The 16,469-nt window shown below is 53.2% G+C and carries 16 protein-coding genes and 1 pseudogene; 8 read left to right on the top strand and 9 right to left on the bottom strand.

Annotation, left to right across the window (positions count from 1 at the left end):
• The first annotated feature begins 267 nt into the window (after window positions 1-267).
• The 3 genes from xylA (at window position 268) to JM656_RS00685 (ending at window position 3,647) form a co-directional block, all read left to right on the top strand.
• Window positions 268-1,590 carry a xylose isomerase gene (xylA, locus tag JM656_RS00675; protein ID WP_203359615.1) on the top strand — a complete coding sequence of 441 codons (1,323 nt, stop codon included), beginning with the start codon at window positions 268-270 and terminating at the stop codon, window positions 1,588-1,590.
• 74 nt (window positions 1,591-1,664) lie between these two features.
• Entirely contained in the window at window positions 1,665-3,119 is a 1,455-nt protein-coding gene (gene xylB / locus JM656_RS00680) for a xylulokinase (RefSeq protein ID WP_203359616.1), read from the top strand.
• A gap of 174 nt (window positions 3,120-3,293) precedes the next feature.
• Window positions 3,294-3,647: a YiaA/YiaB family inner membrane protein gene (locus tag JM656_RS00685; protein WP_203359617.1), complete on the top strand. Its 354-nt coding sequence runs from the start codon at window positions 3,294-3,296 to the stop codon at window positions 3,645-3,647.
• 24 nt (window positions 3,648-3,671) lie between these two features.
• Here JM656_RS00685 and JM656_RS00690 read toward each other — a convergent pair whose 3' ends face one another.
• Window positions 3,672-4,667 carry an acyltransferase gene (locus JM656_RS00690; protein ID WP_203359618.1) on the bottom strand — a complete coding sequence of 332 codons (996 nt, stop codon included), beginning with the start codon at window positions 4,665-4,667 and terminating at the stop codon, window positions 3,672-3,674.
• A gap of 178 nt (window positions 4,668-4,845) precedes the next feature.
• On the opposite strand from JM656_RS00690, the gene JM656_RS00695 reads away from it, so the two are divergent.
• The 3 genes from JM656_RS00695 to glyS all read left to right on the top strand — a co-directional run bounded on the left by JM656_RS00695 (window position 4,846) and on the right by glyS (window position 8,234).
• Window positions 4,846-5,148, top strand: coding sequence for a YsaB family lipoprotein (locus JM656_RS00695; protein ID WP_203359619.1), 303 nt, complete (start codon window positions 4,846-4,848; stop codon window positions 5,146-5,148).
• A gap of 95 nt (window positions 5,149-5,243) precedes the next feature.
• Window positions 5,244-6,155 carry a glycine--tRNA ligase subunit alpha gene (glyQ, locus tag JM656_RS00700; RefSeq protein ID WP_006817708.1) on the top strand — a complete coding sequence of 304 codons (912 nt, stop codon included), beginning with the start codon at window positions 5,244-5,246 and terminating at the stop codon, window positions 6,153-6,155.
• Between the two features lie 9 nt (window positions 6,156-6,164).
• The gene (glyS, locus tag JM656_RS00705; RefSeq protein ID WP_203359620.1) at window positions 6,165-8,234 is read left to right on the top strand and encodes a glycine--tRNA ligase subunit beta; all 2,070 of its coding nucleotides are present in this window, start codon (window positions 6,165-6,167) and stop codon (window positions 8,232-8,234) included.
• Between the two features lie 57 nt (window positions 8,235-8,291).
• On the opposite strand, the gene cueP is transcribed toward glyS, so the two are convergent.
• The 3 genes from cueP to JM656_RS00720 all read right to left on the bottom strand — a co-directional run bounded on the left by cueP (window position 8,292) and on the right by JM656_RS00720 (window position 9,786).
• Window positions 8,292-8,831, bottom strand: coding sequence for a copper-binding periplasmic metallochaperone CueP (cueP, locus tag JM656_RS00710; RefSeq protein ID WP_203359621.1), 540 nt, complete (start codon window positions 8,829-8,831; stop codon window positions 8,292-8,294).
• A gap of 173 nt (window positions 8,832-9,004) precedes the next feature.
• Window positions 9,005-9,217, bottom strand: coding sequence for an RNA chaperone/antiterminator CspA (gene cspA / locus JM656_RS00715; RefSeq protein WP_004126446.1), 213 nt, complete (start codon window positions 9,215-9,217; stop codon window positions 9,005-9,007).
• Window positions 9,218-9,495: 278 nt separating this feature from the next.
• The gene (locus JM656_RS00720; RefSeq protein ID WP_203359622.1) at window positions 9,496-9,786 is read right to left on the bottom strand and encodes an HTH-type transcriptional regulator; all 291 of its coding nucleotides are present in this window, start codon (window positions 9,784-9,786) and stop codon (window positions 9,496-9,498) included.
• A 427-nt stretch (window positions 9,787-10,213) separates the two neighbouring features.
• On the opposite strand from JM656_RS00720, the gene JM656_RS00725 reads away from it, so the two are divergent.
• The gene (locus tag JM656_RS00725) at window positions 10,214-10,924 is read left to right on the top strand and encodes a DUF3053 domain-containing protein (RefSeq protein WP_203359623.1); all 711 of its coding nucleotides are present in this window, start codon (window positions 10,214-10,216) and stop codon (window positions 10,922-10,924) included.
• Window positions 10,925-11,002: 78 nt separating this feature from the next.
• Here the strand turns inward: JM656_RS00725 and ghrB are convergent, their stop codons facing one another.
• From ghrB to JM656_RS00735, 3 genes and pseudogenes are all read right to left on the bottom strand, one after another.
• On the bottom strand, window positions 11,003-11,977 hold the full coding sequence (ghrB, locus tag JM656_RS00730; RefSeq protein WP_203359624.1) for a glyoxylate/hydroxypyruvate reductase GhrB: 975 nt from the start codon (window positions 11,975-11,977) through the stop codon (window positions 11,003-11,005).
• A gap of 22 nt (window positions 11,978-11,999) precedes the next feature.
• Window positions 12,000-12,116: pseudogene (locus JM656_RS22195) on the bottom strand (hypothetical protein); the annotation flags it as partial.
• Window positions 12,117-12,313: 197 nt separating this feature from the next.
• Window positions 12,314-12,976 carry an OmpA family lipoprotein gene (locus tag JM656_RS00735; protein WP_203359625.1) on the bottom strand — a complete coding sequence of 221 codons (663 nt, stop codon included), beginning with the start codon at window positions 12,974-12,976 and terminating at the stop codon, window positions 12,314-12,316.
• A 157-nt stretch (window positions 12,977-13,133) separates the two neighbouring features.
• Here JM656_RS00735 and JM656_RS00740 point away from each other — a divergent pair, with 157 nt between their 5' ends.
• Window positions 13,134-15,467 (top strand): molybdopterin guanine dinucleotide-containing S/N-oxide reductase, encoded by a 2,334-nt coding sequence (locus JM656_RS00740; protein WP_203359626.1) that lies wholly within the window; start codon window positions 13,134-13,136, stop codon window positions 15,465-15,467.
• On the opposite strand, the gene JM656_RS00745 is transcribed toward JM656_RS00740, so the two are convergent.
• Both JM656_RS00745 and tag read right to left on the bottom strand, forming a co-directional pair.
• On the bottom strand, window positions 15,436-15,876 hold the full coding sequence (locus JM656_RS00745; RefSeq protein ID WP_203359627.1) for an N-acetyltransferase: 441 nt from the start codon (window positions 15,874-15,876) through the stop codon (window positions 15,436-15,438). The genes JM656_RS00740 and JM656_RS00745 overlap by 32 nt on opposite strands.
• Window positions 15,854-16,435: a DNA-3-methyladenine glycosylase I gene (gene tag, locus JM656_RS00750; RefSeq protein ID WP_203359628.1), complete on the bottom strand. Its 582-nt coding sequence runs from the start codon at window positions 16,433-16,435 to the stop codon at window positions 15,854-15,856. Before tag ends, JM656_RS00745 begins: the two co-directional genes overlap by 23 nt.
• Between the last annotated feature and the right edge of the window lie 34 nt (window positions 16,436-16,469).

The following is a 16,469-nucleotide window of genomic DNA, read 5'->3' on the forward strand; positions in this document are numbered from 1 at the left end:
ATAGATTTTTATCTTCCGGTTACGATTTTTGGTTTATTTCGTAATTTATGACCGGGATCTTATTTTAAATGAATTAGCGATTAACTTGCATTTAAGTTTGATATGTAACGTTTTTTTGATTGTTTGACTTTTATTTTGCGAAGTGGCGCACACTTGTGAATTATCTCAATGGCAGTGTGAAATAACATAATTGAGCAATGGTCAGGGAGTGCCCAATATTACGACATTATCAATCACCCGCCGCATTACCTGATTATGGAGTTCATTATGCAAGCCTATTTTGACCAGCTTGATCGTGTTCGTTATGAAGGCACCAAATCGACTAATCCATTAGCATTTCGTCACTATAATCCGGACGAAATCGTGTTGGGCAAACGCATGGAAGATCATTTGCGTTTTGCGGCGTGCTACTGGCATACCTTCTGTTGGAATGGCGCCGACATGTTTGGCGTCGGGTCGTTTAACCGTCCATGGCAGCAACCTGGCGACGCGATTGAACTTGCGAAGCGCAAGGCTGATGTCGCATTTGAGTTTTTCCACAAACTGAATGTGCCGTATTACTGTTTCCATGATGTGGATGTCTCACCTGAAGGCGCTTCGTTACAAGAGTACAAAAATAACTTTGCGCAAATGGTTGATGTTCTGGCGCAAAAGCAAGACCAGAGCGGCGTGAAGCTGTTATGGGGGACGGCGAACTGCTTTACCAATCCTCGCTACGGCGCGGGTGCAGCCACTAACCCCGACCCGGAAGTCTTTAGCTGGGCGGCCACTCAGGTGGTGACGGCAATGGATGCCACCCATAAATTGGGTGGGGAAAACTACGTACTGTGGGGCGGTCGTGAAGGCTACGAAACCCTGCTGAATACCGACCTGCGGCAGGAGCGCGAGCAAATTGGTCGCTTTATGCAGATGGTGGTTGAGCATAAACACAAAATTGGCTTCCAGGGCACGCTGCTGATCGAACCCAAACCGCAGGAACCCACTAAACACCAGTACGACTATGATGTGGCGACTGTCTACGGCTTCCTCAAACAGTTCGGCCTGGAAAAAGAGATCAAAGTTAACATTGAAGCAAACCATGCCACACTGGCGGGACACTCTTTCCATCATGAAATTGCCTCTGCTATCGCGCTGGGTATTTTTGGTTCCGTTGACGCCAACCGTGGCGACGCGCAACTGGGCTGGGATACCGATCAGTTCCCGATAAGCGTGGAAGAAAATGCACTGGTGATGTATGAGATCCTGAAAGCGGGCGGCTTTACCACCGGCGGCCTGAATTTTGACGCCAAAGTGCGTCGTCAGAGCACCGATAAATACGATCTGTTCTACGGCCACATTGGGGCAATGGACACCATGGCGCTGTCGCTGAAGGTGGCGGCGCGTATGCTTGAAGACGGTGAACTGGATAAACGCGTGGCGAAACGTTATGCCGGATGGAATGGCGAGTTGGGTCAGCAAATCCTGAAAGGTCAGTTATCACTCAGTGAGCTGTCGCAGTATGCTGAGCAACGTAACCTGGCACCGGTTCATCAGAGCGGCCATCAGGAGTTGCTGGAAAATCTGGTGAATCAATATCTGTTCGACAAGTAACCGGCTTCATTAGCTGCCCGTAAGCCCGGTAAGCGAGAACGCCACCGGGCATTTCTTTTAAAGGAATCATCGCTATGTATATCGGGATTGATCTGGGTACCTCCGGCGTGAAGGCCATTCTGGTGAATGAGCAAGGGGAGGTCGTTGCCTCACAAACAGAGGCGCTTACCGTCTCCCGGCCTCATCCATTATGGTCGGAGCAGGATCCTGAACAGTGGTGGCAGGCGACCGATCGTGCGGTAAAAGCGTTGAGTCAGCAGCACACCTTGAGCGGCGTGAAAGCCGTGGGTATTGCGGGGCAAATGCATGGTGCCACGTTACTTGATAAACAACAGAAAGTATTACGCCCGGCGATTCTGTGGAATGACGGTCGCTGCGGCGAAGAGTGCGTATTACTTGAAAAACAGGTGCCAGCATCGCGCGCCATAACCGGCAACCTGATGATGCCTGGTTTTACCGCGCCTAAAGTATTGTGGGTTCAACGCCACGAGCCGGAGATTTTTCGTCAGGTCGCCAGCGTGTTGCTGCCGAAAGATTATCTGCGTCTGCGGATGACCGGTGAGTTTGCCAGCGACATGTCTGATGCCGCAGGTACGATGTGGCTGGATGTGGCGAAGCGTGACTGGAGTGACGTCATGCTTGAAGCGTGTGGGCTGACCCGTGAGCATATGCCCGCTTTATACGAAGGGAGCGATATCACTGGTACGCTGTTGCCAGAGGTGGCGCAGCGCTGGGGGATGTCTGCGGTGCCTGTTGTGGCCGGCGGAGGCGATAACGCAGCCGGTGCTGTTGGCGTCGGGATGATGAATGCCGATCAGGCGATGCTCTCTCTGGGCACATCCGGCGTGTATTTTGCGGTGAGCGATGGCTTTCTCAGCAGACCCGAAAGCGCAGTACACAGTTTTTGCCATGCGCTGCCCGGACGCTGGCATTTAATGTCCGTCATGCTGAGCGCCGCCTCTTGCCTGGACTGGGCGGCAAAATTAACCGGGATGGCAAATGTTCCTGCGCTGATCGCCGCCGCGCAACAGGCGGACGACAACGTCGAGCCTGTCTGGTTCCTGCCCTATCTTTCCGGTGAGCGTACGCCGCACAACAACCCGCAGGCTAAGGGGGTGTTCTTTGGTCTGACGCATCAGCATGGCCCGGCAGAGTTGGCGCGGGCGGTGCTGGAGGGGGTCGGTTACGCGCTGGCCGATGGTATGGATGCGGTACATGCGTGTGGTGTGCAACCCGGCAGCATTACGTTGATTGGCGGCGGTGCCCGCAGTGAGTACTGGCGGCAGATGCTCTCTGATATCAGTGGATTGCAATTAGATTATCGCACCGGTGGCGATGTGGGACCGGCACTAGGGGCGGCGCGTCTGGCGCAAATTGCAGTGAATAGCGAAAAGCCGTTATCCGATTTGCTGCCGCAACTCCCGCTGGAACAGGCGCATTATCCGGATGCACACCGCCATGCGCGTTATCAACAGCAGCGTGACACTTTCCGCCGCCTCTATCAGCAACTCTTGCCGCTGATGTCTTAATCCGCAATCCCTTCCGGTTCATGTCGGAAGGGATTCGTCATATCTATTAATTCTTTGAATACACATAGAAATTAATATGTATGTTTTCTGATTTTCACGGTATGGCCACGCCATCGTCTTTCTCATCTCTATTTCTTGCCTTAATGTGAATCACCAAAGCATAAGGAGAGTGATATGGACGATAACATTGTGCGCAGGAAGCGGGCAGTGGGGTTACTACTGCTGGTCTGTGGAGCGCTGATCTATCTGGCAGGACTATGGCCTGTTTGCCAAACGTTGTGCCAAAAAGGCTATTTTTTGGGCGTTATCGTCATGATGGGCTTTCCTGTGCTGATTCATTATGATCAGACCGACAACGAACGTCTGCTTACTCACTGCAAGTATTTGTTATTGTTTGGTTCGGGAATGCTGTTCGTTGGGTTATGGAATATTGAGTTGTCACCGGTGATGAAAGTGACCTGCCTGTTGGCGGTGGGAGTGTGTCTGTACGGCACGGACATGTACGCGTCATATTGTGAAAGTGAATGATGGCCGGAGCCATCATTTGTCAGCTTAGCTGACCAGCCTGCGCGTATCCACTCGCTGCAATAGCATGGAAAGTAGCAAGCTCCCTGCCAGCGTGATACTGAAAATCCAGACGATATCCAGCGGCGGCCACTGTTTCATTTCAATCCCATTGGTGCGCAACGCATGGATAATGAGCGCGTGGAATCCATAAATGCCGAGTGAATGACGCGAGATCAGCCCCAGAACCGGAACGGTTTGTTTATTCAACGTATTCTTGACCAGCGTCAGCAGCGACATCGCGAAAACAAACACCGCAGGTCCGCAATAGACATACCAGGTATCGGCAAAGTTTCCCCGCCAGCGAAGTTCATACAACGTGCCTCGAGAAATCACCACCACGGCGGTAATGCAAAGCAGCGCGCTTATTACGGTGAGCGCTCTTTTTTGTGTGTCCATCATGCCAATGGCCCGACCGAGCATGCCGTACAGGATGTAATAGAAGGTGTCGCCATTGATATATAAATTAATCGGTAGCCACTCAAATCCCCCTATTTTCTGCGTCACGGTATTGGGATTCGCGATGATGCCAATCATTACCATCAGTACCAGCAACATTTTTCCACTGACATTTTTGACCTGTATCAGCGGTGATACCAGGTAGATAACGGCGATCGCGAAGAAAAACCATAAATGGTAGAACACCGGTTTTTGCAGCAGATTTTTCAGCGAGAGTTCTGCGTTGATAGAGGTAAACAACGCGATATATGCCAGCGCCACGCCGCTGTAGAACAACAGGCAGAGCGCAATACGTAAAAAATGACGTGGCTGGGCGCTACGTTCCCCAAAAAAGAGAAAGCCTGAAATCATAAAGAAAAGCGGAACGCTCACGCGTGAAGCTGAGTTCAGGATATTCGCAAGATCCCAATTCATCGGGCTGACGCTTTGCGCATTCGTGACATACCAGGTGGTGGTATGAATCATGACCACCATTAAACACGCTATCCCGCGCAGATTATCAATCCAATATATTTTGGGCTGCATCAGTGCCTCTGTTGCTGTTCTAAAAATAGTCTGACTGGTGATTTGCCGGTGTATCTCACTGGAATAATCTGAGTTTATACGCTAAAGCTTGTGATGCGCTGGCGAGATTCGCAAAATGCGCTGGCTACGCGAACGTTAATAATAATAAGACAGACCGGCATATAAGGCGGTAATAAAAATGATGATGAAGTCTCTCTTCCCGGCCATGTTGACTCTGGTGCTGGCAGGATGTGCTGGCGAGCAACCGCCGGTGCAAAAAGCGCAGAAACTCAAAGTAAGCCCCTCGAGAACGCTGGATATGGAAGCGTTGTGCAAAGGTCAGGCGGCAAAGCGCTACAACACAGGCCCACAAAAAATTGATGTTACCGGCTTTGAACAATTTCAGGGCAGTTATGAAATGCGTGGCTATACCTTCCGCAAAGAGGGTTTTGTCTGTTCTTTTGACGCGGACGGGCAGTTTTTACACCTTTCCATGCGTTAAGCCCTGCCTTTTTCCCGTTTCGTACTGTATATCTTGCAGTCAGCGGGTATACTGATCCCTTCCTTTAAATCCACACGTATCCAGCACGAAATAATATGCAAAAGTTTGATACCAGGACCTTCCAGGGCTTGATCCTGACCTTACAGGATTACTGGGCTCGCCAGGGCTGCACCATTGTTCAACCATTGGACATGGAAGTCGGCGCGGGGACTTCTCACCCAATGACTTGCCTGCGTGCGCTGGGGCCAGAGCCGATGGCGACTGCCTATGTGCAGCCTTCACGTCGTCCGACCGATGGCCGCTACGGCGAAAACCCGAACCGTTTACAGCACTACTATCAGTTCCAGGTGGTCATCAAGCCATCTCCGGACAACATTCAGGAGCTGTACCTCGGTTCCCTGAAAGAGCTGGGAATGGACCCGACCATCCACGACATCCGTTTCGTGGAAGATAACTGGGAAAACCCGACGCTGGGTGCCTGGGGTCTGGGCTGGGAAGTGTGGCTGAACGGGATGGAAGTGACTCAGTTCACTTACTTCCAGCAGGTGGGCGGTCTGGAGTGTAAACCGGTGACCGGCGAGATCACCTACGGTCTGGAACGTCTGGCGATGTACATTCAGGGCGTAGACAGTGTTTACGACCTGGTCTGGAGCGACGGCCCGCTGGGTAAAACCACCTACGGCGACGTGTTCCATCAGAACGAAGTGGAGCAATCCACCTACAACTTCGAATACGCGGACGTGGACTTCCTGTTCTCCTGCTTCGAGCAGTATGAGAAAGAAGCTCAACAACTGCTGGCGCTGGAAAACCCACTGCCGCTGCCAGCCTACGAGCGTATTCTGAAAGCCGCTCACAGCTTCAACCTGCTGGATGCGCGTAAAGCCATCTCCGTCACCGAGCGTCAGCGCTACATTCTGCGCATTCGCACCCTGACCAAAGCAGTGGCAGAAGCTTATTATGCTTCCCGTGAAGCCCTTGGCTTCCCGATGTGCAACAAAGACAAGTAAGAGGCGGCCATGTCTGAGAAAACTTTTCTGGTGGAAATCGGCACTGAAGAGCTGCCACCAAAAGCCCTGCGCAGCCTGGCGGAGTCCTTTGCTGCGAACTTTACCGCGGAGCTGGATAACGCCGGTCTCGCACACGGCAACGTTGAGTGGTTTGCTGCTCCGCGTCGTCTGGCGCTGAAAGTCGCGAATCTGGCTGAATCACAGGCAGACCGCGAAGTTGAAAAACGCGGCCCGGCGATTGCCCAGGCGTTCGACGCTGAAGGTAAACCGAGCAAAGCGGCAGAAGGTTGGGCACGTGGCTGCGGGATAACCGTAGACCAGGCCGAGCGTCTGACCACCGACAAAGGCGAATGGCTGCTCTATCGCGCCCACGTGAAGGGCGAAAGCACCGAAGCGCTGGTGCCGAACATGGTGGCAACCTCGCTGGCGAAACTGCCGATCCCTAAACTGATGCGCTGGGGTGCAAGCGACGTCCACTTCGTGCGTCCGGTACATACCGTGACTCTGTTGCTGGGCGATAAAGTCATTCCGGCAACGATTCTGGGCATTCAGTCCGATCGCGTGATTCGCGGTCATCGCTTTATGGGCGAGCCGGAATTCACCCTCGACAACGCCGATCAGTATCCTGAAATTCTGCGTGAGCGCGGCAAAGTCATCGCGGATTACGAAGAGCGTAAGGCGAAGATTAAAGCGGATGCAGAAGACGCTGCACGTAAGATTGGCGGTAACGCTGACCTGAGCGAAAGCCTGCTGGAAGAAGTTGCCTCGCTGGTGGAGTGGCCGGTTGTCCTGACCGCGAAATTCGAAGAAAAATTCCTCGCAGTGCCGTCTGAAGCGCTGGTGCACACCATGAAAGGTGACCAGAAGTACTTCCCGGTTTACGCGAACGACGGCAAACTGCTGCCGAACTTTATCTTCGTCTCCAACATTGAGTCGAAAGATCCGCAGCAGATCATCTCTGGTAACGAGAAGGTGGTGCGTCCGCGTCTGGCTGATGCTGAGTTCTTCTTCAACACCGACCGTAAAAAACGTCTGGAAGATAACCTGCCGCGTCTGCAAACCGTGCTGTTCCAACAGCAACTGGGTACGCTGCGTGACAAGACTGATCGTATTCAGGCGCTGGCAGGCTGGATTGCTGGACAGATTGGCGCTGACGTAAACCACGCGACCCGCGCGGGTCTGCTGTCTAAGTGCGACCTGATGACCAACATGGTCTTCGAGTTCACCGACACTCAGGGTGTGATGGGCATGCACTACGCGCGTCATGATGGCGAAGCGGAAGATGTGGCCGTGGCGCTGAACGAGCAGTATCAGCCGCGTTTCGCGGGTGATGAACTGCCGTCAAACCCGGTGGCATGTGCTGTGGCGATTGCCGACAAGATGGACACCCTGGCGGGTATCTTCGGTATCGGTCAGCATCCGAAAGGCGACAAAGATCCGTTTGCGTTGCGTCGCGCTGCGCTGGGCGTGCTGCGTATCATCGTTGAGAAGAACCTGAATCTGGATCTGCAGACGCTGACCGAAGAAGCGGTGCGTCTGTACGGCGACAAGCTGACGAACACCAACGTGGTGGATGACGTTATCGACTTTATGCTGGGCCGTTTCCGCGCCTGGTATCAGGATGAAGGCTACACCGTCGACACCATTCAGGCAGTGCTGGCGCGTCGTCCGACCCGTCCGGCAGACTTCGATGCGCGTATGAAGGCGGTTTCGCACTTCCGTACTCTGGAAGCGGCATCTGCACTGGCTGCGGCTAACAAGCGTGTATCCAACATTCTGGCGAAATCCGACGAAACGCTGAACGAGCGTGTGAACGCCGCGACCCTGAAAGAGCCAGAAGAAATTAAGCTGGCGATGCAGGTTGTGGTGCTGCGCGATAAGCTGGAGCCGTTCTTCGCGGAAGGCCGCTATCAGGAAGCGCTGGTTGAACTGGCTGAACTGCGTGAGCCGGTCGATGCTTTCTTCGAGAAAGTGATGGTGAACGTCGAGGATAAAGACTTGCGTATTAACCGTCTCTCTATGCTCGAAAAACTGCGTGAACTGTTCCTGCGCGTCGCGGATATTTCGCTGCTGCAGTAAGCGTTCGCTCTGATGCAAAAAAACCTGCCGAATGGCAGGTTTTTTTATGCAGAAGGGTTAGCGCAGCTGCAACGACGTCAGGCAGGTTTGGCTGTCATTCATGGTCTTAATAGGATGAACCGCTTTCTTGCCGTTGTAGCTCACTTCAATGGCGCCCTCCATCTTGCGTGGCAGCCACACGCCGACAAAGCCGTTCTGATGGCTTTTCATCTCTTTTTGGACGACAACGTCACCCTTGTTATCCGTTACTTTCACGTTAAATGTTGTGTTCGGCATCTCTCCCCGACAGCCGGAAAGGCTGTGGTTGAAGCAGGGATGCGTTTGCTGTTCATAAGGCGCAAAGGAGAGATAGAACTTATCACCCAGCGGTAACGTGTATGTCTGGTCTCCGTCCGATAACTTCAGCTCGGTACTGGTTATGGATGCAGAGTAAGGCAGCGGGCGGTTTTGCGGAGACTGATCAATGGTTTCGACGATCTGTTCAACGGATTTACCGGCAAGCCCATGCTCTGCAAGGAATGTAGATTCTGACGTCGCGGCGAATGCGGCGCTGCTGGTGAGTAATCCCAGGCATAACAAGAGTGAGGATTTCGGCATAGCTTCAATTCCATGTGAAAAACAGGGATTTCACTATAATGCTTGCCCTAAGGGGAGGGTCAAAGGTAACGCAGGTAAAGTAATGCAAAGACGGGTGAGAGAAGGACTGTGGAATTCAGATAAAAAAAATCCCCGCCATCTGGCAGGGATCTTGAATTCTGAGCTTTTTAAGCTTACAGGCTGGTTACGTTGCCAGCTGCCGGGCCTTTAGCGCCGCTTTCGATGGTGAAGGAAACTTTCTGACCTTCATCCAGAGATTTGTAACCTTCGTTCTGGATAGCAGAGAAGTGTACGAACACGTCTTTAGAGCCATCGTCAGGAGTGATGAAGCCGAAGCCTTTATCAGCGTTGAACCATTTTACGATACCAGTCATTTTACCGGACATAGTGTATTACCTTTTAAAAAATAAGTTTGCCTTTCGGCGATATGGCGTGCTTTACAGATTTTTTAAGCGTTAAGGAAATGCGCACTACGAGGGGTATCAACGATAACTCTTGAAGGGGACTTGCCTTACTAAACTGCTTTAATGGTCTGTACGTCAAACCGTTGAGTGCATTAACTCATGTAATGCGTATTGATGCAACTTTTATTTTCTCTTTTTGGAAACTAAGCGGGAAAACGGTCCCGATGCAGGACCGTTAAGTGAGGGAGTTTGCAGGTCGCTCACTCCATCAATTGCTTACTTAATCTCGGGTTCGCCTGGATGAGACGCATCAGTTTTAACTCGGTGGCGGAAGGCTTTACGCGTTTTGACTCCCACTCTTGCACCGTAGCAACTGTCACGCCCAACGCTCTGGCGAACTCATCTGTTTGCAACCCGGTTCCTCTTCGCAGTTGTTCAAATTCGGTGAAGGGACTGGGCTTATGCGTCAGGGCCATCTTTTGATATTCATCTTTAAAAACAATCTGTTCCAGGCTGCTCAGTAGCTCAGGCATGGGATCTTTATATTCCATTGATAACTCCTATAAATCACACAGCGGGATCGTGAATTTCATCGAAGCTCATTAAGAATAGTCGGGAAAAATAGGGCGGGGAGAAAGACACAGTGTGTTATCCCGAAGTGGATTCGTTTCAGCACAAGTCCGACGCGGATCAACCGTTTTCTAATGGCCTGATATCGGTCGAGATCTGCACAGTATCAGCAACATTTGTAAAGATTACGAAATTCTTACTATATCGCGAAGGTGGGGTCAGGGACCTGGTTCCCGGCAGCGCAGGATCAGCTTTCCATGTCTCGTGGTATTGCCGCCTTCACTTGTGTAATTTTCCGCTACAAGATTACGTGGAAAGGGTATCTTGCAAGCCTGACCTGGACTATCCTTGTCAGCGTCAGGCACGCGGGTGTCGTTGTGCGCATTTATGGGTGAAAGGAGTATTAAAATGGCGACAGGTAAGTCCTGCTCTCGCTGGTTTGCGCCTGTTGTGGCGTTATTAATGGTAGTTAGCCTGAGCGGGTGTTTTGATAAAGAAGGCGATCAGCGCAAAGCGTTTATCGATTTCCTGCAGAATACTGCAATGCGTAGCGGGGAGCGTTTACCGACGCTGACTGCCGATCAGAAAAAACAGTTTGGCCCCTTTGTTTCTGATTACGCCGTTCTGTATGGCTTTTCGCAGCAGGTAAATCAGGCGATGGATGCGGGTCTGCGCCCGGTCGTTGATAGCGTCAATGCAATCCGCGTTCCTCAGGATTACTTAACCCAACGTGAACCGCTGCGTCAGGCAAATGGTTCGTTAGGTGTGCTTGCCCAGCAATTGCAGAACGCGAAATTGCAGGCAGATGCTGCGCATAGCGCGCTGAAACAGGCTGACGATCTGAAACCTGTTTTCGATAAGGTTTACAGCAAAGTCGTTTCCGCTCCGGCAGATGCATTACAGCCGCTGATCCCAGCCGCGCAAATTTTTACGCAGCAACTGGTACAGGTCGGCGATTTTGTGGCGCAGCAAGAAGCGCAGGTGAGCTTTGTGGCGAACGGCATTCAGTTCCCTACATCTCAACAAGCCAGCCAGTACAACACGCTGATTGGCCCGCTGGCATCCCAGCATCAGGCATTTACTCAGGCATGGACGGCTGCGGTGAACGCGACCGAATAAACGATTAATGCCCGAGAGGATCGGGCATTGAACCCGTTGATATAAAAAAGAGGCGAGCGATTCGCCTCTTTTTTATTACTACCTTGCGACTTGCGGGTTAACGCAATTCTTCTCTACCTTGCCTTGCAGCGCATCGATTAAATTATCCACGGCGCAGGCGGCCATGTTATAGCGCGTTTCATGGGTCGCCGATCCGATGTGCGGCACCGCCACCACGTTCGACAGAGACAGTAACGGTGAGTCTACCGGCAACGGCTCTTGCTCAAACACATCCAGGCCTGCTGCGTGAATCACGCCGTTTTGCAGGGCGGCAATCAGTGCGTTTTCATCGACAACCGGGCCACGCCCTGCGTTGATGAAAATGGCGGAAGACTTCATTTTGGCAAATTGTTCTGCACTAAACAGATGATGCGTTTCTTCTGTTAGCGGCAGGATCAGGCAAACAAAGTCAGATTCCTGTAACAGTGTGTCGAGGTCGCAATAGCGCGCGTTAAAACGATCCTCCGCCTCCTGGTGGCGGCGACGCGCGTTATAGAGAACCGGCATGTTAAAACCGAAATGGGCACGCTGCGCCAGTGCCAGACCAATGCGGCCCATGCCAACGATCCCCACTGTTTTGTGGTGAACATCGGTACCAAACCAATCCGGGCCAATACTGTTCGTCCATTCGCCCGCCTTCACGCGCTCTGCGACGTCCACCACGCGACGTGCCGTGCTCAGGATCAGCGCCATCACCGTATCGGCAACGGTTTCTGTCAGTACGGTGGGCGTGTGCATCAGCAGTACATTGCGCGCATTCAGGGCATCCACATCAAAATTGTCATAGCCTACCGAGATGGTGGATGTTGCGCGCAGTTGCGGCATCTTCTCCAGCAATGTGCTGTTGACGGCTTCACTGGAGCCCAGCAGGCCTTCTGCCGCGGCAAAGGCAGTGGCGTGTTGTTCTACCGTCTCCGGACACAGGTTTGGCACCTGCGTAACGGCGAAGTGTGCTTCCAGGCGATGCAGTAAATCGTCAGGCAACGCTTTGTAGAGAATAATGGACGGCTTCATGCAAATCTCCGTGAGTTAAAATTTACGCGTGGCGTGCGCCAACCGGCAGCTGATGATTATTTGCGGGTTTAACGATTAGAGTTAGCCATACTGGGGTAAAAAGTGCCACCCCCATAAACGTGTAAGAGGCGGAAGGCGTGCAGCTTTTGCTGCGTCGCTGATGGTGGGATGCGCTGATGTTGCCATAGGAGATTCCCACGCCTGTAAGAGAGAACACCTTAGCGCGTAAATTTGGCTCATCAAGTATTTTGCCCGGCAGCGGGATGCTTACCGGGCTTGCGAATGTCTACCCGAGGCCGGACAAGACGCTGGTGCGTCGTTTTCCGGCAACAAAAATTACTGAATCGGGCTTAAGGTGATTTCGACGCGGCGGTTCTGCGCTTTGCCTTCTGCGGTGCTGTTGCTGGCAATTGGGTTTGCCGGGCCCATACCGCTGGTGCGGATACGGTTAGCTTCAACACCCTGGGTGATCAGAGAACTGGCCACGGAGTCGGCGCGCTGTTGCGACAGACGCATGTTCAGGTCCTGGCTACCGGTGCTATCGGTGTAACCAAGGACGTTGACTGCCGTTTTATTGTACTCTTTCAGTACCATCGCGACGCCTGTCAGAGTATTGGCACCCGCTGGTTTCAGGTTGGCGCTGCTGCTGTCGAAGGTTACGTTGTTTGGCATGTTCAGAATGATGTTATCGCCACTACGCGTCACACTCACGCCTGTTCCCTGCATTTTCTCGCGCAGTTTTGCTTCTTGCGCGTCCATGTAGTAGCCAATACCGCCACCTAATGCAGCTCCCGCCGCGGCGCCAATCAGTGCGCCTTTACCGCGATCCTTTTTGGATGAGGAGAGAGCGCCGACGCCAGCACCAACCAGCGTACCAATACCTGCGCCAATACCGGCTTTACCCGCTTCGCGTTCACCGGTGTAAGGGTTTGTTGTGCAGCCAGATACCGCCAGGGCGCCGCTCACGATGGCAGCAATCACAAATACACGTTTCTTCATCTTAATTCCTTAATGACTTTTTATTCTTTACCACAGCGACCGTGGCGATTGATTATGACGCGTGAACATGAAGAAAATTCCAGGGAAGACTCTTAAATTTGTAAGTAACATTGAACGGAACAATAAAAAAGCCGCCACACCTGCAGGAGCGTCTCACTTGTCCAACGCATCATCACGCTATTCAGTACTCACCGCAGCTCACTGGGGACCCGTTCTGGTCGAGACGGATGGTAACACCGTCTTTTCGTCCCGTGGAGCATTACCTACGTCACATCCTAACTCGCTGCAAACCGTCGTGCGCGATCAGGTCCACAGTAAAACCCGGGTTCGTTTCCCGATGGTGCGTAAAGGATTCCTCGCCTCGCCAGAATGCCCGCAGGGCGTGCGCGGACAGGATGAATTTGTCCGTGTGAGCTGGGATGAGGCGCTGGATCTGATTCACGCGCAGCACAAACGCATTCGCGACAACCATGGTCCGGCGTCGATTTTCGCGGGCTCGTACGGCTGGCGCTCGAACGGCGTACTCCACAAAGCGGCGACGTTGTTGCAGCGGTATATGGCGCTTGCTGGCGGGTATACGGGGCATCTGGGAGATTACTCTACCGGCGCGGCGCAGGCCATTATGCCGTATGTGGTCGGGGGAAATGAGGTCTATCAGCAGCAAACCAGTTGGCCGATGATTCTGGAACACAGTGATGTGGTGGTGTTGTGGAGCGCTAACCCGCTAAATACGCTGAAAATTGCGTGGAATGCGTCGGATGAACAGGGTATCGCCTATTTTGATGCGCTGCGTAAAAGCGGTAAACGGCTGATCTGTATCGATCCCATGCGATCGGAAAGCGTCGATTTCTTTGGCGAAAAAATAGAGTGGATCGCCCCGCATATGGGCACGGATGTCGCACTGATGCTGGGTATTGCGCATACGCTGGTCGAAAACGGCTGGCATGATGAAACCTTTCTGGCGCGCTGCACGACCGGATATGAGCGCTTCGCTGACTACCTGCTGGGCGTGAGCGACGGGACAGCGAAGACGGCGGAGTGGGCTGCAGAAATTTGTGGCGTATCGGCAGCGAAAATTCGCGAACTGGCAGAAATTTTTCATCAAAACACCACCATGTTGATGGCTGGTTGGGGCATGCAGCGCCAGCAATTTGGCGAGCAAAAACACTGGATGATCGTCACGCTTGCCGCCATGCTTGGGCAGATTGGCACACCCGGCGGCGGTTTTGGTCTGTCTTATCACTTTGCCAATGGCGGTAACCCGACGCGACGCGCGGCGGTACTGGCTTCCATGCAAGGAAGCCTCAAGGGCGGCACCGATGCGGTGGATAAAATTCCGGTAGCGCGCATCGTGGAAGCGCTCGAGAACCCCGGCGGGTTTTACCAGCATAACGGCATGGACCGTCGCTTCCCGGACATTCGCTTTGTCTGGTGGGCAGGCGGGGCGAACTTTACCCATCACCAGGACACCAATCGCCTGATTCAGGCCTGGCAAAAGCCGGAGCTGGTGGTTATCTCCGAATGTTTCTGGACGGCGGCGGCAAAGCACGCGGATATTGTGTTGCCTGCCACGACCTCCTATGAACGCAACGATTTAACCATGACCGGGGATTACAGCAACCAGCACCTGGTGCCCATGAAGCAGGTTGTGCCGCCGCGTGATGAAGCACGCAATGATTTTGATGTGTTTGCTGCGCTGTGCGAACGCTGGGAAGCGGGCGGCTATGCGCGTTTCACTGAAGGAAAAAGCGAGCTGGAGTGGCTGGAGACGTTTTACAACATTGCCGGGAAACGCGGCGCCAGCCAGCAGGTGACGCTGCCGCCGTTTGCGTCGTTCTGGGCGAAGAATACCTTCATTGAAATGGCGGAACACCCGGCCAATGCGCAGTTTGTTCGCTTCGCCGATTTTCGTCGTGATCCCTGGGCTTATCCGCTAAAAACAGACAGCGGCAAAATTGAGATCTACTGCCAGCGAATTGCCGGTTACGGTTATGCCGATTGTCCGGGACATCCGACGTGGCTGGCACCGGACGAATGGCACGGTAACGCTGAAGCGGATCAACTGCAGGTTTTATCTGCGCATCCGGCGCATCGCTTACACAGCCAGCTCAACTACAGCTCACTGCGCGAGCAGTACGCGGTGGCCGGGCGCGAGCCGATCACACTGCATCCACGGGATGCTCAGGCGCGGGGCATTGCCGATGGCGATACGGTGCGGGTCTGGAATCAGCGTGGACAAATCCTTGCGGGCGCGGTGGTCACGGAAGGGATTAAGCCTGGCGTTATGTGTATTCACGAAGGCGCGTGGCCAGACCTGGATAATACAGCGGGGGGAATGTGCAAAAATGGCGCGGTAAACGTGTTGACCAAAGATCTCCCCAGCTCGCGGCTGGGGAATGGTTGTGCAGGCAACACCGCACTGGCATGGGTGGAGAAGTACACCGGTCCGGCGTTGATGCTTACGGCGTTTGATCCGCCCGCCAACTCATGATCCAGGTCGGATGCCGGGTATCGTCCTGCCATGCGCTGTCTTCAATACGAAAACCCATCGCATGGTAGAAATTCACGGCAGACTGATTTTTCTGGTAGACCTCCAGACTGAGAACCGGAAAGCGCTGTTGAACGAACTGGACCAGCGCTTTACCGATCCCGCTTCTGATGGCCTCTGGCGCGACAAACAGCGCGCCCAGAAATCTCGCCTCCATGACGCTGGCGAAACCTTTCAGAATGCCGTCTTCTTCCCATACCCAGGTTTGCGCAGCAGGCAAATAGACATCGCGCACTAAATGCTCGCTCTCATGCCAGTAGCGCGCTTCAATGAACGGGTGGGCGTAAAGGGTGCTCTTCATCCATAGCGCCAGTAGCGACGCCATATCGTTACTCTGAGACTCGCGAATCATGAGGTTCTCCCGGATGGCAAAAACAGCCGGTCACATGGTCATTGACCAGTCCGCACGCCTGCATAAAGGAGTAGCAGATAGTGGTTCCGACAAACTTAAACCCACGTTTTTTTAACGCCTTAGAGAGCGCATCGGAGGCGGGGGTAGATGTGGGGATCTCACTCAGTTCGGCGGCACGCGTCACCTGTGGCGGGTTATCAACAAACGACCAGACAAAATCGGCAAACGATTCACCGTTTTGCTCCATCGCAAGGTAAGCCCGGGCATTGCCGATGATGGCCTGAATTTTTCCACGATGGCGAATGATGCCGGCATCCTGGAGCAGGCGTTCGACGTCCTCTTCCTGCATGGCCGCTACGCGAACGGGATCAAACTGATAAAAATTAGCGCGATAGTTTTCACGCTTTTTCAACACGGTTATCCAGGACAACCCGGCCTGTTGCCCTTCCAGGCAGATCATTTCGAACAGTTTTTTGCCATTGGTTTCGGGGACGCCCCATTCCTTGTCGTGATAAGCAATGTAAAGGGGATCCTGACTGACCCAGCCGCAACGCTGCATATTCTTCCTCGCTTTTGACTACCGTAAATATTTC

It is taken from the genome of Citrobacter sp. R56, from assembly GCF_016811995.1.
Lineage (GTDB): Bacteria > Pseudomonadota > Gammaproteobacteria > Enterobacterales > Enterobacteriaceae > Citrobacter_D > Citrobacter_D enshiensis.